General features: G+C 69.0%; 21 protein-coding genes. 9 read left to right on the forward strand and 12 right to left on the reverse strand.

Annotation, left to right across the window (positions count from 1 at the left end; genetic code table 11):
• The first annotated feature begins 105 nt into the window (after nucleotides 1-105).
• Both AC0KUR_RS13465 and AC0KUR_RS13470 read left to right on the forward strand, forming a co-directional pair.
• Entirely contained in the window at nucleotides 106-1,398 is a 1,293-nt protein-coding gene (locus tag AC0KUR_RS13465) for an MASE1 domain-containing protein (protein ID WP_473376008.1), read from the forward strand.
• Between the two features lie 13 nt (nucleotides 1,399-1,411).
• Complete coding sequence (locus AC0KUR_RS13470) at nucleotides 1,412-2,227, forward strand: alpha/beta hydrolase (protein WP_034189715.1); 816 nt, start codon at nucleotides 1,412-1,414, stop codon at nucleotides 2,225-2,227.
• Between the two features lie 7 nt (nucleotides 2,228-2,234).
• On the opposite strand, the gene AC0KUR_RS13475 is transcribed toward AC0KUR_RS13470, so the two are convergent.
• The 8 genes from AC0KUR_RS13475 to AC0KUR_RS13510 all read right to left on the reverse strand — a co-directional run bounded on the left by AC0KUR_RS13475 (nucleotide 2,235) and on the right by AC0KUR_RS13510 (nucleotide 11,035).
• Nucleotides 2,235-3,257, reverse strand: a complete 1,023-nt coding sequence (locus tag AC0KUR_RS13475) for a MerR family transcriptional regulator (RefSeq protein WP_226227091.1) — start codon at nucleotides 3,255-3,257, stop codon at nucleotides 2,235-2,237.
• Nucleotides 3,258-3,339: 82 nt separating this feature from the next.
• Nucleotides 3,340-4,806, reverse strand: coding sequence for a xylulokinase (xylB, locus tag AC0KUR_RS13480; RefSeq protein ID WP_473376009.1), 1,467 nt, complete (start codon nucleotides 4,804-4,806; stop codon nucleotides 3,340-3,342).
• On the reverse strand, nucleotides 4,803-5,741 hold the full coding sequence (locus tag AC0KUR_RS13485) for an AraC family transcriptional regulator (protein WP_049030664.1): 939 nt from the start codon (nucleotides 5,739-5,741) through the stop codon (nucleotides 4,803-4,805). The genes xylB and AC0KUR_RS13485 overlap by 4 nt, the downstream gene beginning before the upstream one ends.
• A gap of 28 nt (nucleotides 5,742-5,769) precedes the next feature.
• Entirely contained in the window at nucleotides 5,770-6,963 is a 1,194-nt protein-coding gene (locus AC0KUR_RS13490; protein WP_473376010.1) for an ABC transporter ATP-binding protein, read from the reverse strand.
• Between the two features lie 3 nt (nucleotides 6,964-6,966).
• A complete protein-coding gene (locus AC0KUR_RS13495) occupies nucleotides 6,967-8,001 on the reverse strand; it encodes an NAD(P)-dependent alcohol dehydrogenase (RefSeq protein ID WP_175027231.1) in 1,035 nt (344 codons plus the stop codon).
• Nucleotides 8,002-8,011: 10 nt separating this feature from the next.
• Entirely contained in the window at nucleotides 8,012-8,839 is an 828-nt protein-coding gene (locus tag AC0KUR_RS13500) for a carbohydrate ABC transporter permease (RefSeq protein WP_473376011.1), read from the reverse strand.
• Nucleotides 8,827-9,786, reverse strand: a complete 960-nt coding sequence (locus AC0KUR_RS13505) for a carbohydrate ABC transporter permease (RefSeq protein WP_473376012.1) — start codon at nucleotides 9,784-9,786, stop codon at nucleotides 8,827-8,829. The genes AC0KUR_RS13500 and AC0KUR_RS13505 overlap by 13 nt, the downstream gene beginning before the upstream one ends.
• Nucleotides 9,770-11,035 carry an ABC transporter substrate-binding protein gene (locus AC0KUR_RS13510; protein ID WP_473376050.1) on the reverse strand — a complete coding sequence of 422 codons (1,266 nt, stop codon included), beginning with the start codon at nucleotides 11,033-11,035 and terminating at the stop codon, nucleotides 9,770-9,772. The genes AC0KUR_RS13505 and AC0KUR_RS13510 overlap by 17 nt, the downstream gene beginning before the upstream one ends.
• Before the next feature lie 307 nt (nucleotides 11,036-11,342).
• On the opposite strand from AC0KUR_RS13510, the gene AC0KUR_RS13515 reads away from it, so the two are divergent.
• A complete protein-coding gene (locus tag AC0KUR_RS13515) occupies nucleotides 11,343-12,029 on the forward strand; it encodes a hypothetical protein (RefSeq protein WP_200086965.1) in 687 nt (228 codons plus the stop codon).
• An 18-nt stretch (nucleotides 12,030-12,047) separates the two neighbouring features.
• Here AC0KUR_RS13515 and AC0KUR_RS13520 read toward each other — a convergent pair whose 3' ends face one another.
• From AC0KUR_RS13520 to AC0KUR_RS13535, 4 genes are all read right to left on the reverse strand, one after another.
• Nucleotides 12,048-13,133, reverse strand: a complete 1,086-nt coding sequence (locus tag AC0KUR_RS13520; RefSeq protein WP_473376013.1) for an ATP-binding protein — start codon at nucleotides 13,131-13,133, stop codon at nucleotides 12,048-12,050.
• Nucleotides 13,130-13,867 carry a response regulator gene (locus tag AC0KUR_RS13525; RefSeq protein ID WP_034189707.1) on the reverse strand — a complete coding sequence of 246 codons (738 nt, stop codon included), beginning with the start codon at nucleotides 13,865-13,867 and terminating at the stop codon, nucleotides 13,130-13,132. Before AC0KUR_RS13525 ends, AC0KUR_RS13520 begins: the two co-directional genes overlap by 4 nt.
• Nucleotides 13,868-14,102: 235 nt before the next feature.
• On the reverse strand, nucleotides 14,103-14,258 hold the full coding sequence (locus tag AC0KUR_RS13530; protein WP_034189706.1) for a DUF3309 family protein: 156 nt from the start codon (nucleotides 14,256-14,258) through the stop codon (nucleotides 14,103-14,105).
• A gap of 119 nt (nucleotides 14,259-14,377) precedes the next feature.
• Entirely contained in the window at nucleotides 14,378-14,584 is a 207-nt protein-coding gene (locus AC0KUR_RS13535; protein ID WP_175027232.1) for a DUF1737 domain-containing protein, read from the reverse strand.
• A 170-nt stretch (nucleotides 14,585-14,754) separates the two neighbouring features.
• Here AC0KUR_RS13535 and AC0KUR_RS13540 point away from each other — a divergent pair, with 170 nt between their 5' ends.
• The 6 genes from AC0KUR_RS13540 to AC0KUR_RS13565 all read left to right on the forward strand — a co-directional run bounded on the left by AC0KUR_RS13540 (nucleotide 14,755) and on the right by AC0KUR_RS13565 (nucleotide 20,331).
• Nucleotides 14,755-15,429 carry a histidine phosphatase family protein gene (locus AC0KUR_RS13540; protein ID WP_034189704.1) on the forward strand — a complete coding sequence of 225 codons (675 nt, stop codon included), beginning with the start codon at nucleotides 14,755-14,757 and terminating at the stop codon, nucleotides 15,427-15,429.
• Nucleotides 15,430-15,448: 19 nt separating this feature from the next.
• A complete protein-coding gene (locus AC0KUR_RS13545; protein WP_049032068.1) occupies nucleotides 15,449-16,480 on the forward strand; it encodes a phosphotransferase in 1,032 nt (343 codons plus the stop codon).
• A 59-nt stretch (nucleotides 16,481-16,539) separates the two neighbouring features.
• Nucleotides 16,540-17,304, forward strand: a complete 765-nt coding sequence (locus tag AC0KUR_RS13550) for an SDR family oxidoreductase (protein WP_034189702.1) — start codon at nucleotides 16,540-16,542, stop codon at nucleotides 17,302-17,304.
• Nucleotides 17,305-17,311: 7 nt separating this feature from the next.
• Nucleotides 17,312-18,070 carry an SDR family NAD(P)-dependent oxidoreductase gene (locus AC0KUR_RS13555; protein ID WP_124670711.1) on the forward strand — a complete coding sequence of 253 codons (759 nt, stop codon included), beginning with the start codon at nucleotides 17,312-17,314 and terminating at the stop codon, nucleotides 18,068-18,070.
• A gap of 34 nt (nucleotides 18,071-18,104) precedes the next feature.
• Complete coding sequence (locus AC0KUR_RS13560; RefSeq protein ID WP_473376014.1) at nucleotides 18,105-19,349, forward strand: acyl-CoA dehydrogenase family protein; 1,245 nt, start codon at nucleotides 18,105-18,107, stop codon at nucleotides 19,347-19,349.
• A 76-nt stretch (nucleotides 19,350-19,425) separates the two neighbouring features.
• Entirely contained in the window at nucleotides 19,426-20,331 is a 906-nt protein-coding gene (locus tag AC0KUR_RS13565; RefSeq protein ID WP_034189699.1) for a LysR family transcriptional regulator, read from the forward strand.
• The last annotated feature ends 119 nt before the right edge of the window (nucleotides 20,332-20,450 follow it).

Here is a 20,450-nt window from a genome sequence, read left to right on the forward strand (position 1 = left end):
CACGCCGGCGCCGCCGGCCCCCGGTATTCCCCGGCCCGCGCCGTCCGCATATCATTCGCACATCGCGCACCTGCAGGCCGCAGGCGCGGCATACAGGGATTCTCGATGGACACCAAACGATCGCGGCCGGGGCTCGTCGCCGCGCTGCTCTGGGCGGCGCTGTATCTCGCGACCGGCTACATCTCGCACGAGTTCAACGGCCCCGTCCGGCTGACGGGCTATATCTGGCTGCCGGCCGGCGTGACGGTCGGCGCGTTCATGCTGCGCCCGGTGCGCGACTGGCTGACGCTGGCCGGCGCGTTCCTCGTCGGCCAGCTCGCGCTGACCGCGATCGAACACGGCAGCCTCGTCAACGCCGTGCTGTTCACGGTCGACGAGGTCGGCGCGGCCGCGCTGGCCGTCTGGCTCGTGCAGCGCGTGCGCTTCTCGCTCGAAGGGCTGTACTTCCTGCGCTCGGTGATCCTCGCCGGGCTGATCGCGGGCGTCGTCGGCGCGATCGGCGGCGCGGCGTGGTACACGACGGTCAAGGGCGCGTCGTTCTTCGACGTGTGGTCGGTGTGGGCCGCGTCCGATTTCGTCGGCGTGCTGCTGGTCACGCCGGTGCTCGCGTCGTGGTCGCGCTTTCGCGCGCACCGCTCCGGCGACCACGAGCGCTTCGACCTGATGCTCGGCATCGTCGCGTTCGCGCTGCTCGCGCTCGTCGCGCTCGCGATCTTCGACGGCGACACGTCGCGGAAATTCGGCACGGGCGCCGGCTTCGCGCTCACCTATGTCCCGCTGTTCCTGGCCGTTGCGGTCACGCTGCTGCTCGGCGGCCGCGCGGGCTCGTCGTCGGTGCTGGTGCTCGCGCTGATCGTGATCGAGCAGACCGCGCAGGGCGACGGCCCGTTCTCGTCGTTCCACGAACACTACGGCAGCGCGCTGCTCGAAGCGCAGCTTTATCTCGCGGTTGCATCGCTGCTGGTGCTGGCGGTCAGCACGCTGAAGACGACCCGCGAACGCGTGCACGAGCATGCGGCGGTGCTGCAGAACAACATGGAGCTCGCGCTCGCGAGCGCCGGCCAGATCGCGTACGTGCTCGATCCGGAGTCGGGCCGGATCGACTGGAGCGGCGACGTCGAGCGCGTGTTCGGCGTCGGCGTCGACGCGTCGCAGATCGCGAGCGTGCCGCTCGTGCTCGAACGCGTGCAGCCGGGCGACCGCGAAGCACTGAGCGACTACTGGAACGCGGAGATCGCGGGCGAGGACCGCGCGTCGCTGTCGCTGCGCATCGTGCTGCGCGACGGCGGCACGCGGACGATCACCGACCACGGCGCGCCGCTGCTCGATTCGAACGTCGACGTGACGGTGGTCGCGGGCGTCTGGCAGATCGAGCGCGTGTGGTCGGCGGACGAATGAGCGGGCACGCGTCATGACAGGGCGTACGGGCGTCCTGCTGATCCATGGGCTCGGCGGCACGCAATACGATCTCGGTTCGCTGCACAAGGCGATGCGGCGCGCGGGCGCCGACCCGCACATGATCACGCTGCCGGGGCACGGCACGCGCCCCGAGGATCTGGTCGGCGTGCGCGCGGAGGCGTGGCTCGACGCGGTGACCGAACAGTATCGTGCGCTGGAACGCGAGTACGACACGCTGCATGTCGCGGGGATGTGCATGGGCGCGCTGGTCGCGCTGCTGCTGTGCCACCGCGTGCAGCATGCGCGCGGCCGGCTCGCGTTGCTGGCCGCGCCGGTATTCATCGACGGCTGGTCGACCCCGTGGTATCGGTCGCTGCGGCACGTGCTGTATCGCGTGCCGGGGGTGGCGGAACGGATGCGCGTCGAGGAAGGCGATCCGTTCGGCATCAAGAACGCGACGATCCGCGCGATCGTGAAGAAGAAGTTCGAGCGGCAGGACGGTTTCCACTATGCGTGGGTGCCGCTCGCGTGCGTGCGGCAGGTCGACCGGATGCGCGACTGGGTGCGCGAGGCCGCGCCAGGCACGCCGTGCCCGACACTCGTGCTGCATGCGCGCGAGGACGAACTGACGAGCCTGCGCTCGGCCGATTTCCTGCTGGAGAAGATGCCCGACGCGCGCGGTATCGTGCTGGAAAACAGCTATCACATGATCTGCGCGGACAACGATCGCGACGACGTCGCGCGGCACGTGCTCGAATTCTTCGGCTTCGATCCCGTGCATGCGGTGAGCCCGGCGATGGCGCGCAGGCTGGGGCGGCTGGAATCCTGATACCTGCTCACGCCGCTTCCGGCCGGCGGGCGAGCCGCTCGCGGACCGCCGGCGACGCCAGGCATGTCGCCACCGCCTCGTAACCGGGCGCGCCCGGGTAAGGCGCCACCCGTGAAGGCGGGCTGTGATTGGCCGGGCACAACAGGATGGTTTCGTCGGGGCCGACGGCCGCCAGGTCGAGGATCGCCGACGAGCGCGTGAGCAGGAACAGCGGCCGCCTGCCGGCGGCGGCGCGTTCACGCAGATGGGCCATCAAGGCCAGTTGCGTGGAACGGTCGAGATCCTGTTCGATCATGTCGACGACCAGCGTGCGCGGGCCTTCCGCTTCGAGGTTGACGAGCAGTGCGGTCAGCGCTGCCGACGGCGTGGCGCCCCTGTCGGCAAGCGAGGTCAGCGCGCGGTCGACGCACGACTTCAGCGCTGGATCGGCGCGCACTGCCGCGCATGCCGCCGCACAGTCGTTTTCCAGCCGATCGAGCCCCACGAACACCGCACCGGGCAGCGCGTCGGCCAGCCGAAGCGCGAGCCGCGTCTTGCCGCTTCCCAGCGAGCCGATGATGTAGTTCAGCGGCCGGATATCGCGACACTCGAACCACTCGCCGCCCCACGGCCACGGCAGGCTGAACGCGACGCCGGTACCCGAATCGTCGAGCAGCCGCGTCAGCTCGCCGCCGGCAGGCATCCGGCCGCGCGCGAGGCCGGCGCGGATCGCGCGCACGCGGTCCATCTTGCGCACCAGATCCTGAACGCCGCGATCGAGCGCGGCTTCGTGTGCCGCCAGTGCGGCATCGAGGCTGCGCGCATCGCCGTCGAGCACGTTCGCCACCTGCGCGAGGCTGAGGCCGAGCTTGCGCAGTGCCGCGATGTCGGCGGCGCGGGCGAGGTCGTCCGGGCCGTACGCGCGGTATCCGGCCGGCGTGCGCTCCGGCATGACGAGGCCATGCTGCTCATACAGCCGCAGCGCCTTGGTCGAAACACCAAGCTGCGCGGCGGCCGCGGATGCGTTCAAACGGGGCGTGGACCTACCCATCCGTCACCTCTTTGCGGTCGATTGGTTGCGTCCAGCATAAAGGCGACCCCAAGGGCCGGGTCAAGCGCGATGGCGCGGCCGCTCAGTCGGCGGCCGCGAATTCCTCCCGCAACGCCCGATACAACCGCCGATACCGCGCGAGCCGCCCCGCCAGCCGATCGACCGACGCCGAATCGGGCGCGACCGTCTCCGTCACCGGCGGCGCGACGCAGACTGCCTCGAGCGGGTCGCCCGTCGCCGCCAGTCGCGCCAGACGCGCGGCGCCGAGTGCCGCGCCGACGGCACCGTCCGCATGACGCTGCATCGCGAGCCCGGTCGCATTCGCGCACAGCCGCGCCCAGAACGCGCTCTTCGAGCCGCCGCCGATGAACGACACCGTGTCGAGCGTCGTGCCGGCCGCACGCAGCGCGTCGTAGCCGTCGGCCATCGCGAACGCGACACCTTCCATCACCGCATAGGCGAGGTCGTCCGCGTCGTGCTCGTTGGCCAACCCGAAGAACACGCCGCGCGCATGCGCGTCGTTGTGCGGCGTGCGCTCGCCGCCGAGATACGGCAGGAACAGCGGCGCACGCGCCGGATCGGCGTGCTCGGCGCGCGCGGCCAGCGCGCCGGCGGTCGTGCCGTGCGCGCGCGCGAGCCAGTCGAGGCTCGCGGCGGCCGACAGGATCACGCTCATCTGGTGCCAGCGTCCTTCGATGCAGTGGCAGAACGCGTGCACCGCCGCATCCGGGTTCGGGGCGAAGCGGTCGTTGCCGGCGAACAGCACGCCGGACGTGCCGAGCGACAGGAAGCCGCTGCCGGCGCCCGTGACGCCCATGCCGATCGCCGACGCCGCGTTGTCGCCGGCCCCGCCGGCGATCGTCACGGGCCCCGCGATGCCCCATTCGCGCCGCAGCGCATCGCGCAGCTGCGCGGCCGGCGCATTGCCTTCGACGAGGCGCGGCATCTGCGCGCGCGACAGCTCGGTCGCGGCGAGCATCCGGTCGGACCAGTCGCGGCGCGCGCAGTCGAGCCACAGCGTGCCCGACGCATCGGACAGGTCGGACACGAATTCGCCGGACAGGCGCCAGATCAGGTAATCCTTCGGCAGCAGCACCTTGTGCACCGCGCGGAACACGGCCGGCTCGTACTTCGCGAGCCACAGCAGTTTCGGCGCGGTGAAGCCCGGCATCGCCATGTTGCCGGTGATCGCGCGCGACTCCGGCACCAGCGCCTCGAGTTCGACGCATTCGGTGCCGGCGCGCGTGTCGTTCCACAGGATCGCGGGCCGCAGCACCTGGTCCGCGCGATCGATCAGCGTCGCGCCGTGCATCTGCCCGGACAGTGCGATGCCGCGCAGCGCGGCGAAGCCGGCCGGATGCGCGGCGCGCACCGACGCGATCGCATCGAGCATCGCGTGCCACCACGCCTGCGGGCTCTGTTCGGACCAGTGCGGATGCGGGCGGCTGATCGCCAGCGTGGCCGAGCCGGTCGCGAGGGGCACCGAGCGGGAATCGGTGAGGAGAACCTTGACCTCGGACGTGCCGAGGTCGATGCCGAGAAATGTCACGTATGAAGCGTCCTGTCTGGGGCGCGCGGCGGCGCGCGTCGCGGGAGCGGCGCGTCGTCGTCGCGGCCGTGCGGTTCGTTGAGGCGATGCAGCGCGCGGAACTTCGACGGCGGCACCTGTTTCATCGCGAGAAACTGACGGTTGAAGTTCGACAGGTTGTTGAAGCCGACCCGGTAGCAGATGTCGGTCACCGTCAGGTCGGAAAACATCAGCAGCTCGCACGCCTCGTTGATGCGCAGCCGGTTCAGGTAGCGCACGAACGACGAGCCGGTATGGCGGCGGAAGAACCGCGTGAAGGTGCTGACGCTCATGCCGGCGAACGCGGCGACGTCGGTCTCGCGCAGCACGCCGGGCAGGTTCTGCTGCAGGTACGACAGCACCTGGTTGATGGTCGACGACATGTAGTGCTGCGCGTCGCTGCGGTAGCCGGGGCCCGCGAGCACGCGCCGCTCGCGGCACGACGACAGCCGGTCGAACAGCGACATCAGGATCTCGACGCGCCGGCAGCCGTGCGCGTTCGCGAGCTCGAGCATCAGCGGCGCGACCTCGATGCCGATGCGGTCGGGAAACTGCACGCCGCGCGCCGCGTCGTCGATCAGGTCGATCACCGGCTGCAGCTCGCTGAACGCGCCGACCATCTTCTCGATCGCATCGCGCGAGAACTGCAGCACGACGTCGCGCGACGGCACACGCTCGCCGTCGGGGAGTTCGCTGACCCAGTTGTGCGGCAGGTTCGGCCCGGTGACGATCAGGTTGCCGGGGCCGAAATCGCCGATATGGTCGCCGACGAACACCTTGCCGTGCGACGCCTGGATCAGATGAATCTCGTATTCGGGATGAAAGTGCCACTTCGCGACCGAATGCGGATAGTCGTGGACCCACGCGCGGAACGATTCGTCGCGGTGGGTGGGAACGATCTCGAGATCCGGGTTCATCATGTGCTCCGTCGGGCGTGCCGGCGTGCTACGAGCGGGACATCGACCAGCCCGTCGCGGCAGGCGGCGTGGCGCGCGTCGCGGCCGCCGGCGGGGCCGCGTGCGCGATCGGGTTCGCGTCGGGCAGCGTGACGTTGCGCTCGGTGCCGGCGTCGAACAGGTGCAGGGCTGCTTCGTCGAAGCGCAACGCTACCACGGCGCCCGGGGCCGGTGCCATCGGGGCCGGCACGAGGGCCGCGCACGGCTGGCCGTGCCAGTCGAGCGTGACGAGCGCCTCGGCGCCGAGCAGCTCGACGAGTTCCACGGTGCCGGTCAGCGCGTGTGTGCCGGGGGTCGAATCGCTTTCGGCGACGAGCCGCAGGTGATTCGGGCGGACCGCCGCCTTGACCTGCTGGCCGTCCTGCAGCCGCGCGAAGCGCGACGACGCGAGCGGCCAGCGCGTGCCGTTGCAGTCGAGCACCACGGTCGCGCCGTGGCGCCCGATCGTGCCGTCCGCGAAGTTCATCGCGGGCGTGCCGACGAACCCGGCGGCGAACACGGTATGCGGCTGGCCGTACAGCTCGGCCGGCGTACCGATCTGCTCGATGCGACCGCCGCGCATCAGCACGACGCGGTCCGCGAGCGTCATTGCCTCGAGCTGGTCGTGCGTGACGTACAGCGTCGTCGTCTTCAGCCGCCGGTGCAGCCGCTTGATGTCGCCGCGCAACTGCGTGCGCAGCTTCGCGTCGAGGTTCGACAGCGGCTCGTCGAACAGGAACACGGCCGGCGTCTTGATCATCGCGCGCGCGATCGCCGCGCGCTGCTGCTGGCCGCCCGACATCGCGCGCGGGCGGCGCTCGAGCAGCGCGTCGAGGCTCAGGATGCGCGCGACGTCGCGCACGCGGCGGTCGATCTCGTCGGCCGGCACCTTCAGGCGCCGCAGGCCGAACGCGATGTTGTCGTACACCGTCATGTGCGGGTACAGCGCGTAGTTCTGGAACACCATCGCGACATTGCGCTCGCGCGACGGCAGGTCGTTCACGACCGCATCGCCGATCACGAGTTCGCCGCCGGTGATCGCCTCGAGGCCCGCGATCATCCGCAGCATCGTCGACTTGCCGCAGCCGGACGGGCCGAGCAATACGATGAATTCGCCGTCGGCGATCTCGAGGTCGAGCGGATGCAGCACGGCGGGGCCGCCGTCGTAGTGCTTCGACAAAGCCTTGCAGGTGATCTGGGCCATGGCTCAATCCATTTCGATCTGAATCTTGACGTCGCGCGGCTGGCCGCTCGCCGCTTCCTCGAACGCGCGCACGCCTTCGGAAAACGGGAACGTGCGCGAGATGAACGGCTTCACGTCGATCGCGCCGGACGCGATCAGCGCCAGTGCGCGCGGGAAGATGTTCGCGTAGCGGAAGACCGATTCGATGCGGCCTTCCTTCGCCTGCAGCGCGACCACGTCGAGCGGCACGGGGGCGACCGGCATGCCGATCAGCACCGCGCAGCCGCCCGGGCACATCAGGTCGACGAGGCCCGCATAGGCGTTCGCGCTGCCGCTTGCCTCGAACACGACGTCCGCGCCCCAGCCGCCGGAGGCTTCCGCTACCGCGTCGGCAAGCGGCCGCGTGCGCACGTCGACGGTCGTGACGGCCGGGTTGCCGGCGAACAGCGCGAGCTTCTCGGGTACGACGTCGGCGAGGATCACGCGCGCGGCGCCGCCCGCGAGCGCGGCGAGCGCCGTCATCGCGCCGATCGTGCCGGCGCCGATCACGACCGCGAGGTCGCCCGGCTTCATCGCCGCCTTCTTCGCGGCCTGCAGGCCGATCGACAGCGGCTCGACGATCGCGCCTTCGGCAAACGACACGTTGTCGGGCAGCCGGTACGTGAACGCGGCCGGGTGAACGACGAACGGCGTCAGGCAGCCGTGGACGGGCGGCGTCGCCCAGAAGCGCACGTCGGGATCGAGGTTGTAGAACCCGCGCAGCGTCGCGGGCGAATCGAGGCGCGGCACGCCGGGCTCCATGCACACGCGGTCGCCGACGCGCAGGTGCGTGACGGCGGCGCCGGTCTCGACGACGGTGCCGGACGCCTCGTGGCCGAGCACCATCGGCGCGTCGACGCGAAACGGGCCGATGCCGCCGTGAACGTAGTAATGCACGTCGCTGCCGCAGACGCCGACCGTATGCACCTTGATCCGGACATCGCCGGGGCCGACCTGTTGCGGCAGGTCGATGTCGCGCAGCGCGAGCTCGCGCGTGCGTTCGAGTACGAGCGCTTTCAACGTTTCCTCCTTATTTTCCCTTGACCATCGAATTGAGCAGGCGGCTCAGCATGCCGACGAACACGAGCGGCGGCAGCGCGAGCAGCACCGTCGACGCATTGATCACGCCCCACGGCACTTCCTGGCCGAGCGACGTGAACGCGGACGCGACCACCGGCAGCGTCGCGCTGCGCGACGACGTCAGCGCGAGCGCGATCATCAGTTCGTTCCAGACCAGCACGAAGCTGAACACGATGCCGCCGAGCAGCGTGCTCGCGCACACCGGCAGCGCGATATGCCAGAACACCGCGTACGGGCCGTAGCCGTCGAGCGCGGCGGCTTCCTCGATCTCGCGCGGCAGCCGGCGGAACACCGGGATCGACAGCCACGTGATGGTCGACAGCGTGACCAGCAGGTACGTGACGATCATCGACAGCATCGTGTCGTACAGCCCGAGATCGACCCAGATCGCGATCAGCGGCAGCGCGACCGCGACCGGCGGCAAAAAGCGCAGCGACAGCAGGAAGAACTGGATGTCGCGCTTGCCGCGTACCGGGTAGCGCGCGATTGCATACGCGGCCGGCACGCCGAGCACCGCGCCGATCAGCACGGCCGCGCCGACGATCGCGATGCTGTTGCCGAGCCCGATCAACACTTCCGGGCTCGACAGCACCTGCTCGTAGTTCGCGAGCGTCGGCGTGAAGATGAAGCGCGGCGTCGGCGTGACGATGTCGAGCAGGTGCTTGAGCGAATTGAGCACGGCCCAGAACAGCGGAAACGCGGCGACGAGCAGGATCGCGCCGGCGATCGCGACGGTGGAAACGGCGGCGGGGCCGCGGCGAGCCATCAGTCGTCCCATTTGTTGACCCTCTTCCAGATGAGCGTGAAGACGAGCGTGGTCGCGACCATCATCAGCACGGCCATGCCCGACGCATACGACACCTTGCCGGCGAGGCCGATGCCCTGCTGGTACGCGTAGAGATCGAGCGTCTCGGTCGCGATGCCGGGGCCGCCCTTGGTCATCACGTAGATCAGGTCGAACGAACGCAGCGACTCGACCATCTTGATGAACACGAGGCTCACGAGCGGCGCCTTCAGCATCGGCAGCGCGATGTACGCATGCACCTGCCACGTCGTCGCGTAGTCGAGCCGCGCGGCTTCGAGCGGCTCGGGCGGCAGCGTCTCCAGCAGCTTCAGGATCACGACCGCGAAGAACAGCCCCCATTGCCATACGTCGACGAGCGCGACCGCGTACAGCGCGAGATGCGGATCGGCGAGGAACGCGGTGTTCTCGATGCCGAGCGTGCCGAGCAGCCAGCTCAGGATGCCGGTGAGCGGCGCGTACATGAACTTCCAGATGAACGCGGCCGACACGCGCGGCAGCAGCACCGGCATGATTAGCACCAGCGACGCAAGACGGCGCCAGCGGCCGTGCACGCGCTCGAACAGGAACACGGCGAGCGCGATTCCGACCAGCACCGCGCCGGCGACCGTGACGACTTCCCACAGCACCGACACCTCGATCGCGTTCAGGAAGCGGCGGTCCGACGCGAGCCGGACGAAATTGCGCAGACCGACGTATTCGCTGTCCGGGTAGCGCAGCACGCGGTTGCGCAGCGCGAGGTTGATCGCGGCGACGGTCGGGACGAGGCTCAGGACCGCGAGCAGCGCGAGCGTCGGCGCGAGGAATACCCACGGCAGGCTCGTGCGGTCGCGGCGCGCGCGGCCGTGCCGGGCCGCAGGAGGGTAAGGGGCAGGGCGGACGTCGAGCGCGCGCCCGCCCGCGCCGTCATTTGCGAGCGCCATGGTCGAGCGCATCCTTCGCGTACTGGGCCGCGTCGTCGAGCGTGCCGCGGATATCCGTCTGCGTGCCGGTGAACACCTGTTCGAGCGCGATGCCGAGGTTGTCGCCGATGTCCGGCCACTGCGGCGTGCGCCAGATCGTCACCTGCGTGACGGGGTTGGTGTCGTTCAGTCCGGCCTGGATCTGCGGCGCGACGTGCTGCTTGAAGTACGGGCTGCCGATCGTGCTCGAGCGGTTGTAGTCGCTGAACACGCCGTTGCGCAGCCGCGCCTGTTCCTGGTCCTTGCTGGTCGCCCACGCGATGAAGCGGCCGGCGGCCATCCGCGTGCAGTCGTCCTTCGCGCCGACCGCCGAGATCGCGAAGCCGTGGCCGTACGCGGCCGACGGCAGCGGCGCGGGCGGGCGCGTGTAGCCGACCTTGCCGGCCACGCTCGACTTGCTCGCATCCTCCATCCAGTCGGCGAACGGCGTCGATTCGATCATGAACGCGACCTTGCCCGAGCGGAACGCTTCGAGCGCGTTGCTCCAGTCGTAGGTCGCGGCGCCCGGCGGCGCGTACTTGAACAGGTCGCTGTAGAGCTGCGTGGCCTTCACGGCGGCCGGCGAGTTGAACGCGGGCTGGCCGCCCTTGTCGGTCCATGCGCCGCCCATCCCGAGCATGAACGGCGACCAGCGCCACACGTTCATCCCCGAGCCGCGCTGGCCGCGCGCGACCCAGCCGTACAGCTTCGGCGGCGCGTTGAGCTTCTTGATCGCGGCGACGAGCTGGTCGAGCGTCTTCGGCACCGGGATGTGCGCGGCGTCGAGCAGGTCGCGGCGGTAGAACAGGAAGTCGCCGCCGCCGATCAGCGGCGCGAAGTACGCGACGCCGTTGTAGCTCGCGACCGCGCGGCGGCCGGGCAGGAAATCGTCGTAGTCGTATTCCTTCGGGTAGTACTTGAGGAGCGGCACGATCCAGTTGGCCGACGCGAATTCGGCGACGTTTGCTTCGTCGACGTAGTAGATCTGGTAGGAACCCGCGCCGGTCGACGCGTCGAGCCGCGATTTCGCGCGACGGTCGTTCTCGCCGAAATAGCTGATCTCGACCCTGGTGCCGCTCTTCTTCTCGTAGTCGGCCAGCGACTTCTCCATCACCGACAGGCCGAGGCTCTTCTGCGCGAGCACCCGAAGGGTCGGCACCTTGCAGGCTTGCGCGGCCGCGACGCCCGGCAGACAGGCGCCGAGCAGCAGGCCGGCTGCGACGATTCGCATCTTGTTCACCCGTGTCTCCTTGATTCTGCTTGTTCGAATGCCGTCGATGACGGCAGGAACAATGGTGTGACGCGGGCGATGCGATCACCACATCAAAAGAGTTTGGAAACCGATACTTTTTGCTCAGGGTCGGTCGTGCGATGCACAAAATGTGGTGGTCGGGCGAGGCGCATGCCGGAGTCGGGCCGGAGCCGGGCGGCAGGCGGTGGTTCCTTTCTCGCCGTGCCGCGCATCTGGGAGAATGCGGTTGCGGCCGTGCCGGTCCACGGCCCGCGCCGACACGGCGCAGCATCCGACAGGGGGGAACTTGACCGACAACGAAGCACTCTCGCTCCGCCCGGAAAGCCGCTTCTGGCAGCTTGCGCCGGTGAGGTGGTGGATTCGCGGGCACGGCCGCGACGGTTATTCGTTCCGTCTGCTGCTGGTCCCGCTCGTCATCGTGTTCGCGCTCGAATTCGTCTGCATGATGGTCGACGCGCTGTACACGAGCATCGCCGTCAGCGCGGCCGCGACGCTGTTCCTCGGCTTCGCCGGTTACCACGGCGCGCAGCGCGAATGGCTCGTGACGTCCGCGACCGCGCGTGCGCTCGTGAAGGCGCGCATGAAGAAGGCGGCCGAGCGGCTCGCGTCGCTCGGCGTCGGTGCGACCGTGCTGGCGATCTGCGTCGCCGCGACGTCGCTGTCGCTCGTGATGTCGGGCCGGCCGGTGCTGGACAGCGTGTCGAAGGAAGCCGTGTCGATCTTCATCGCGCTGGTGTTCCTGCCGGTGTACGTGTCCGGCGCGGTGCGCAAGCTCGCGATCGCCCGGATCGAGGAACTGGAGGCGCTGCGTCACGCCACGGTCGGCACGCAGCTGAAATTCGATCGCGCCGGCGCCGTGCGCGCGGTGGTCGTGCAGGGCGCCGGCGGGAGAGGAACGGTGTCCGTGACGGAGTACACGGTGCTCGGCTTCGGCCCGCCGCTCGAACAGGTTGGACGCGAGCGGTGCGCATGAGCGCGTAACGGCGCCGCGTTACGCCGGGAAGCGCTCGCGGTCGGATGCCGGCACGAGGTTGTCGGGCCACTGCAGCTCGAAGCGCGTGCCGCCCGCGCCGGTCGGCACGCAGATGGCCTCGCCGCGGTGCGCATGCGCGATCGCCGCGACGACGGCGAGCCCGAGGCCGGTGCCGCCGGGTTGCGTATCGTCGATCCGGCGGAATGCCTGGAACACATGGGGCGCGAAATCGGCCGGGATGCCGGGGCCGTCGTCCTCGACGCTCAGCCGGCACATGCCGTGCTCGACGCGCGTCCGGATCCGGATCGCGCCGGGCACCGCATGGCGGCGCGCGTTCTCCAGCAGCGCCAGCAACGCCTGGCGGATGCGGACCGGGTCGCAGCACATGCGCCGCGTATCGAGCTCGAGCTTCGGATGCTGGCCGGCGGCCTGCAGCGTGGGCGCGAACACGTCGACCACGGCGCGCACGTCGGCGGCGAGGTCGGTGTCGCGGATCTCGATGCTCAGGTGGCCGCTGTCGGCGAGGCTGACCACGCGCAGATCCTCGATCAGCCGCGTCAACCCCTCGACCTGCGCGAGCAGGCTGCGGTACAGCGCTTCGTTCGGCGTGAACACGCCTTCGGCGAGCCCCTGCAGCCGGCCGCGCAGCACGGTTACGGGCGTGCGCAGCTCGTGCGCGATCGCCGCATTCCAGAAGGTCTGCTCCTCGGTCACGCGCTGCAGCTCGCTCGCGAGCGCGTTGAAGTTGTCGGCGAGCAGCGCGGCTTCGCGCAGCGAACGGTCGCCGGCGACGGCGCGCGCGCCGAGATCGCCGCGCGCGACGCGGCGGATGCCGTCCGTCACCGAGTTCAGCGGCACGAGGATGCGGCGCGACAGGTTGATCGCGACGACGACCGAGATCAGCAGGCCGACCAGCGTGGTCGAGACGATCCACACCCACTCCGGTCCGCTCGGGAGCCAGCTCTGCGGCTTGAAGTACTCGGGCGAGTACTGGTACAGCAGGTAGTAGAACGCGTAGGCCGTCACGACGATCAGCACCGTGATGCCGAACGCGATCGCGCCCATCGTCAGCGCGATCTGGCGGCTCAGGCCATCGAGTTTCACTCGCCGCTCCACAGTTTGTAGCCGACGCCGCGCACGCTGGCGGGCACGCCTTGTACGCCGAGGTCGTCCAGTTTCTTGCGCAGCTTGCTGACGTGGCTGTCGACCGTACGTTCCAGCGCATCGCCTTCCGGCAGGCAGGTGGCCATCAGCTCGGCGCGGCTGAACACGCGGCGCGGCGCGCGCGCGAGTTGCGCGAGCAGCTTGAATTCGGTGAGCGTCAGCACGAGCGTGTGGCGTGTGCCGCCGACCTCGACCGTCGCTTCGTGATGTTCGAGGTCGATCTCGAACGGCGCGGCGCGCAGCACGCGCTGTTCTTCCTGGCGCGAGCCGGCCATCGACCGGCGCAGCACGGCCTGCGCGCGCGCGACGACTTCGGCCGGGTTGAACGGCTTGACCACGTAGTCGTCGGCGCCGATGCGCAGCCCGGTCAGCTTGTCGATGTCCTGGTCGAGCGCGGTCAGCATGATGACCGGCGTGTCGCCGCGATGGCGGATCTCGGCGAGCACCTTCCAGCCGTCGACGTGCGGCATCTGCACGTCGAGCAGCACGAGGTCCGGCTTCAGCGACAGGTGGAGTTCGAGCGCGCGGCGGCCGTCGGCGGCGTGCACGGTGCGCAGACCGTTGCGCGCGAAGTAGGCGGTCAGGATCTCGGCGATCTCGGGCTCGTCCTCGGCGATGAGGACGAGCGCTTGCGCGCCCTGGCCGGCGCCGGGAGACGAGGAAAATTCGGGCATGGCCACTCGTTCAGATCCATCGGGGTTCCATCGAGTCGCCATACTACCGCACGGTCCGGTCGATCGAACGAAGGCGGGCAACGCGCCCGGAACAGGTGGGCGAGCGTGCAAGCGTGACGGACGGCACCGCGTGTGCTGCTACGGTTTGCTCGCGTGTGTAAAGAAGTCACGACGGAAGTCCTGGCGCCGGGACTGGAACGCGCGTGCTCATGCAACGGGCACGCGCGTTTGTGCGTCAAATCCGACCCAGCAGCACCAGCACGACGACGATGACGACGATGAGCCCGACCGAGCCCGATGGCCAGTAACCCCAGCTTCGGCTGTGCGGCCATGCAGGAAATGCGCCGATGAGCAGCAGAATCAGAACGATGATGAGGATCGTACCGAGCATCGCATCCCTCCAGAATTTATTCGACACGGTGCTGTCGCAATTTGCGTACCGCGCCGCCGGGGCCGATGCGTCCGTGGGCGCCGCTGCCGCATCGGACGATGCGCGGCGGGCGGCCGGGATTACGCGCCGGCGTCCGTGTCGGTGGCGTCCGCCCAGAGCAGCGCCTGGGCGACGACGACGTGATCGCCGTTGAAGGTGGCGGCGGGCGATCCGTACAGGCGATAGCCGAGCGCCAGTGCATCCGATACACGGTGGCAAAACGTGGCGTCGTCCTTGCCCGTCAGCAAGCGATAGCGAGGCAGGTCGTTGGGCGGGGAATGCGACATGGTCTGGACTCCTGTGAAGGGGGCGGATCGGGCAGTATAAGTCGGACAAACCCGGGGCCACCCGCGAGGGCAAGTGTATTTCCGTCATGAATGTCGGTTCATTCAACAAATAAATTTCAAAAATGCTGCCCCGCTGGCTATGCTGAATCCTTCACTCAGGCGGGCATGCGATGGCTGAACTCTTTCTGGTACGGCACGGGCAGGCATCATTCGGCACCGACGACTACGACCGGCTTTCCGCTGCCGGCGAGCAGCAGGGCGCGTGGCTCGGCGAATACTTCGCGCGGCAGGGCCTGACGTTCGATCGCGTGATCCGCGGCACGATGACCCGCCACGCGCAGACGGTCGACGCGATCCTGCGCGGGATGGGCCGCGAGGGCGTGCCGGTCGACCGCCATCCCGGCCTGAACGAATACGACTTCCACGGGCTGTTCGCGGCGGCCGCGAGCGACTATCCGGACGTCGCGCGGCTGGCCGCCGGCTCGATGAAGGAGCACTTCCGCGCGCTCCGGCAGGTGCTGCAGCTGTGGACCGAGGACAAGCTCGGCGACGCGGCCCCCGAAACCTGGTCGCATTTCCAGCAGCGCGTCGCCGACGCACGCGCCGCGATCCGCGAGGGCGGCGGTCAGCGCGTGCTCGCGGTGAGTTCCGGCGGCCCGATCGCGGTGACCGTCCAGCAGGTGCTCGCGGCACCGCCGTCGAGCGCGATCGCGTTGAACCTGCAGATCCGCAACAGCAGTCTTTCGCAGTTTTTCTTCAATGCCGATGCGTTCCACCTCGCGTCGTTCAACGGCATCCCGCATCTGGAGGATCCCGAACGGCACGCGTGGCGAACCTACGGCTGACCCACGAACGATCGCGACGATGACGAACCCTTCCCAGCAACTCGACGTAGCCCGCCTGACGCGCTATCTGGAAACGCACGTGCCGGGCTTCGAAGGCCCGGTCGACACGGAGAAGTTTGCCGGCGGCCAGTCGAATCCGACTTTCCTGCTGAACGCGAAGAGCGGCCGCTATGTATTGCGCCGCCAGCCGCCGGGCGAACTGCTGAAGTCCGCGCACGCGGTCGACCGCGAATTCCGCGTGCTGACCGCGCTGTCGGGCACCGCGGTGCCGGTCGCGCGCCCGTATCACCTCTGCGAGGACCGCGACGTGATCGGCAGCCTGTTCTACGTGATGAGTTTCGAGGACGGCCGGATCTTCTGGGATCCCGCGCTGCCGGAACTGCCGCGTGCCGATCGCGCGACGTGCTACGACGCGCTGCTGCGGACGATGGCCGCACTGCACGACGTCGATGTCGACGCGGTGGGCCTGGCCGACTACGGCCGCCCCGGCAACTACTTCGAGCGCCAGATCGGCGTGTGGACGAAGCAGTATCGCGCAGCCGAAACGGGGCGCCTCGACGCGATGGAGACGCTGATCGACTGGCTGCCGAACGCGTGCCCCGAGGATACCGGCCGGCCGGCGCTGGTGCACGGCGATTTCCGGATCGACAACCTGATGTTCGCGCATGACGGTTATCGCGTGCAGGCCGTGCTCGACTGGGAACTGTCGACGCTCGGCAACCCGCTCGCCGATCTCGCGTATTTCTGCATGTGCCTGCGGCTGCCGTCCGGCGGGCAGGTGCGCGGGCTCGCGGGCCAGGATCGCGCGGCGCTCGGGATTCCCGACGAAGCGGCGATCGTCGCGCGCTATTGCGAGCTGCGCGGCATCGCGCCGATTCGCGACTGGCACTTCTACCTCGCGTTCAGTTTCTTCCGGCTCGCGGCGATCGCGCAGGGCGTGAAGGCGCGCGCGCTGCAGGGCAACGCATCGAGCGAGCAGGCGCTGCGTGTCGGCGAAATGGCCGGCCGGCTCGCCGAACTGGCGGTCGGCGTGATCGACGCGCATCGCTGAGCGCGCCAGGGTCGCCGGGCGGCGACACGACAATCCAATCAATGGAGGAGCACAGCAACATGGCAACGAACCTGTTCGACCTGACGGGCAAGATCGCACTGGTGACGGGCGCAAGCCGCGGCATCGGCGAGGAAATCGCGAAGCTGCTCGCGGAGCAGGGCGCGCACGTGATCGTGTCGAGCCGCAAGCTCGACGACTGCCAGGCCGTGGCCGACGCGATCGTCGCGGCGGGCGGCCGCGCGGAGGCGCTGGCGTGTCACGTCGGGCGCCTGGAGGATATCGCCGCGACGTTCGAGACCATTCGCGGCAAGCACGGGCGGCTCGACATCCTCGTGAACAACGCGGCCGCGAACCCGTATTTCGGGCATATCCTCGATACCGATCTCGCCGCGTACGAGAAGACCGTCGACGTGAACATCCGCGGCTACTTCTTCATGTCGGTCGAGGCCGGCAAGCTGATGAAGGAACACGGCGGCGGCGCGATCGTCAACACGGCGTCGGTCAACGCACTGCAGCCGGGCGACCGGCAGGGCATCTACTCGATCACGAAGGCGGCCGTCGTCAACATGACGAAGGCGTTCGCGAAGGAATGCGGGCCGCTCGGCATCCGCGTGAACGCGCTGCTGCCGGGGCTCACGAAGACGAAGTTCGCGGGCGCGCTGTTCGCCGACAAGGACATCTACGAGACGTGGAAGGCGAAGATCCCGCTGAAGCGCCACGCGGAGCCGCGCGAGATGGCCGGCACCGTGCTGTACCTCGTGTCGGATGCGGCGAGCTACACGAACGGCGAATGCATCGTCGTCGACGGCGGCCTGACGATCTGAGCGCGCGATGAAAATCGACAGCTACGCCGGGCAGGCCGTGATGATCACCGGCGCCGCGAGCGGCTTCGGTGCGTTGCTCGCGAGCGAACTCGCCGCGATGGGCGCGCGGCTCGCGCTCGGCGACCTGAACGGCGACGCGCTCGAACGCGTGGCCGCGCCGCTGCGCGCGGCCGGTGCCGACGTGATCGCGCAGCGTTGCGACGTGCGCGTCGAAGCGGAGGTGGCTTCGCTGGTGCATGAGGCCGCCGCGCGCTTCGGGCGGCTCGACGTCGGCATCAACAACGCGGGCATCGCGCCGCCGCTGAAGGCGCTGATCGATACCGACGAAGCCGATCTCGACCTGAGCTTCGCGGTGAACGCGAAGGGCGTGTTCTTCGGGATGAAGCATCAGATCCGCCAGATGCTCGCGCAGCGCGAAGGCGTGATCCTGAACGTCGCGTCGATGGCCGGGCTCGGCGGCGCGCCGAAGCTCGCCGCGTACGCGGCGTCGAAGCATGCGGTGGTCGGGCTGACGAAAACGGCCGCGCTCGAATACGCGCGCCACGGCATCCGCGTGAACGCGGTGTGCCCGTTCTACAGCACGACGCCGATGGTCACCGACAGCGATATCGGCGAGCGCCAGGACTTCCTCGCGCAGGGCTCGCCGATGAAGCGGCTCGGCCGGCCCGACGAAATCGTCGCGACGATGCTGACGCTGTGCGCAAAGGAAAACACTTATCTGACCGGGCAGGCCGTCGCCGTCGACGGCGGTGTCTCGGCCTTCTGACCGAACGGAACACGACAATCTCGAGGAGTCGATCATGGAGTTTGGCTATACCCCGAAAGTGGAGGCGCTGCGCGAACGCGTGAGCGCGTTCATGGACGCGCATATCGTGCCGCGCATCCGCCAGTGGAATGAGGAAGTGCACGCGGGCCGGTATCCGGTGTCGTTCATGGAGGAACTGAAGGAGCGTGCGAAGGCGGAAGGGCTGTGGAACCTGTTCCTGCCGCACCTGAAGGACGACGAGCCCGGCACGGGCCTGACGAACCTCGAATACGCGCCGCTCGCCGAGATCATGGGGCGCGTGGGCTGGGCGTCGGAAGTGTTCAACTGCAACGCGCCGGACACCGGCAACATGGAGCTGCTGCACATGTTCGCGACGCCCGAGCAGCGCGAACAGTGGCTGCTGCCGCTGCTGCGCGGCGAGATCCGCTCGGCGTTCGCGATGACGGAGCCGGACGTGGCGTCGTCGGATGCGACCAACATCACGACGCGCATCGAGCGCGTGGGCGACGAATACCTGATCAACGGCCGCAAGTGGTTCATCACGAACGCCGCGCATCCGAACTGCAAGATCTTCATCGTGATGGGCAAGACCGATCCCGACGCCGAGTCGCACCGGCAGCAGAGCATGATTCTCGTGCCGCGCGACACGCCGGGCGTGACGGTCGTGCGCAACATCACGGTGGTCAACCACTACGCGCCGGAAGGGCACTGCGAGATCACGTTCGACAACGTGCGCGTGCCGGCGCGCAACCTGCTCGGCGAGGAAGGCAGCGGCTTCGCGCTCGCGCAGGCGCGCCTCGGGCCGGGGCGCATCCACCACTGCATGCGCTCGATCGGCGCGGCCGAACTGGCGCTGGAGCTGATGGTCGACCGCGCGCAGTCGCGTGTCGCGTTCGGCAAGCCGTTGAACCGGCATGGCACGGTCGGCGAATGGATCGCACGCTCGCGCATCGAGATCGATCAGGCGCGCCTGCTGGTACTGAAGGCCGCATGGATGATCGACAAGGTCGGCGCGAAGGCCGCGCGCAAGGAAATCTCGATGATCAAGGCGCTCGTGCCGACGGTTTATACGGACGTGTGCGACCGCGCGATGCAGGTGTTCGGCGCGGCGGGGTTGAGCCCCGATACGCCGCTCGCCGACCTGTGGACGTGGGGCCGCGCGCTGCGCTTCGCCGACGGCCCGGACGAGGTGCACCTGCAGGCGATCGCGCGGATAGAGATCAAGGACGGCGAGCCCGGTTCGACGGCGCCTTACCTGACGCCGCCGCCACGCGGCTGAGCGGCGGCACGATCGGCCGGGCGACATGGACGAACGAGCGGCGCGCGCCGTAAGATGCCGGCAAGGAGATCCGGCGATGCGCTTGACGAAGATTGATCTGAACCTGTTCGTCGTATTCGAGGCGATCTACAACAAGCGCAACCTGACGCGCGCGGCCGAGGTGCTGAACCTCACGCAGCCGGCCGTCAGCAATGCGCTGGCGCGGCTGCGCAAGACGCTGAACGATCCGCTGTTCGTCAGCACGCCGGCCGGGATGATGCCGACGCCGATGGCCGAGAACATCGTCGGCCGCGTGCGCGAGGCGCTGCAACTGCTCGATTCGAGCGCGCACGAAGGCGACGTGTTCGATCCGGCGTCTTCGGAGCGCGTGTTCCGGCTCAGCATGAGCGACCTGACCGAAGCGCTGCTGCTGCCCGCGCTCGGCGAGCTGCTGCAGACGCATGCGCCCGGCATGCACGTGCGCAGCTACACGATGGATCGCCGCGAAGTCGCGACCGCGCTCGCGAACGGCTCGGTCGACATCGCGATCGACGCGCCGCTGATCGGCGATCCGCATCTGCACCAGGCGTTGCTCGTGCGTGACCGCTACGCGTGCATGATCCGCGACGATCATCCGTTCAGGGGCGACACGCTCACCATGGACGACTACCTGTCGATGGGGCACATCCACGTGTCGAGCCGCCGCAAGGGCAGCGGGCACGTCGATGCGGAACTGACGCGCCTCGGGCTGCGCCGCAACATCCAGATGCGCGTGCAGCACTACATGGTCGCGCCGCTGATCGCGATGCGCGGCGACCTCGCGCTCACCGCGCCGCTGCGGCTGCTGCAGCGCTATCCGGCGCGCATCCTCGAACTGCCGTTCGAGATGCCGGGGCTCGACTACTTCTGCTACTGGCACCGCAGCGCGGATCAGGACCAGGGCAGCCAGTGGCTGCGCGAGCAACTGATGACGCTGATGGGCGGAATCGGCGACGTGCGGTGACGCAGCCGGGCAGCAACGGCCACTCGGCATCGCCCTCGACGTGTCGTCATGCTCGGCTTCATGGCCGAAGCTGCGGCTCATCCCGTAGCACGACGATTCGACCGGCGGCGCCTCTCCGA

The sequence above is a fragment of the Burkholderia sp. YHN3-13 genome (assembly GCF_055810675.1).

Bases quoted from the DNA above. Each gene is read 5' to 3' on its own strand.
- AC0KUR_RS13465 (WP_473376008.1), top strand. From the start codon at position 106: ATGGACACCAAACGATCGCGGCCGGGGCTCGTCGCCGCGCTGCTCTGG.
- AC0KUR_RS13470 (WP_034189715.1), top strand. From the start codon at position 1,412: ATGACAGGGCGTACGGGCGTCCTGCTGATCCATGGGCTCGGCGGCACG.
- AC0KUR_RS13475 (WP_226227091.1), bottom strand. From the start codon at position 3,257: ATGGGTAGGTCCACGCCCCGTTTGAACGCATCCGCGGCCGCCGCGCAG.
- AC0KUR_RS13485 (WP_049030664.1), bottom strand. From the start codon at position 5,741: ATGAACCCGGATCTCGAGATCGTTCCCACCCACCGCGACGAATCGTTC.
- AC0KUR_RS13490 (WP_473376010.1), bottom strand. From the start codon at position 6,963: ATGGCCCAGATCACCTGCAAGGCTTTGTCGAAGCACTACGACGGCGGC.
- AC0KUR_RS13500 (WP_473376011.1), bottom strand. From the start codon at position 8,839: ATGGGACGACTGATGGCTCGCCGCGGCCCCGCCGCCGTTTCCACCGTC.
- AC0KUR_RS13505 (WP_473376012.1), bottom strand. From the start codon at position 9,786: ATGGCGCTCGCAAATGACGGCGCGGGCGGGCGCGCGCTCGACGTCCGC.
- AC0KUR_RS13510 (WP_473376050.1), bottom strand. From the start codon at position 11,035: ATGCGAATCGTCGCAGCCGGCCTGCTGCTCGGCGCCTGTCTGCCGGGC.
- AC0KUR_RS13525 (WP_034189707.1), bottom strand. From the start codon at position 13,867: ATGCCCGAATTTTCCTCGTCTCCCGGCGCCGGCCAGGGCGCGCAAGCG.
- AC0KUR_RS13530 (WP_034189706.1), bottom strand. From the start codon at position 14,258: ATGCTCGGTACGATCCTCATCATCGTTCTGATTCTGCTGCTCATCGGC.
- AC0KUR_RS13535 (WP_175027232.1), bottom strand. From the start codon at position 14,584: ATGTCGCATTCCCCGCCCAACGACCTGCCTCGCTATCGCTTGCTGACG.
- AC0KUR_RS13540 (WP_034189704.1), top strand. From the start codon at position 14,755: ATGGCTGAACTCTTTCTGGTACGGCACGGGCAGGCATCATTCGGCACC.
- AC0KUR_RS13545 (WP_049032068.1), top strand. From the start codon at position 15,449: ATGACGAACCCTTCCCAGCAACTCGACGTAGCCCGCCTGACGCGCTAT.
- AC0KUR_RS13550 (WP_034189702.1), top strand. From the start codon at position 16,540: ATGGCAACGAACCTGTTCGACCTGACGGGCAAGATCGCACTGGTGACG.
- AC0KUR_RS13555 (WP_124670711.1), top strand. From the start codon at position 17,312: ATGAAAATCGACAGCTACGCCGGGCAGGCCGTGATGATCACCGGCGCC.
- AC0KUR_RS13560 (WP_473376014.1), top strand. From the start codon at position 18,105: ATGGAGTTTGGCTATACCCCGAAAGTGGAGGCGCTGCGCGAACGCGTG.
- AC0KUR_RS13565 (WP_034189699.1), top strand. From the start codon at position 19,426: ATGCGCTTGACGAAGATTGATCTGAACCTGTTCGTCGTATTCGAGGCG.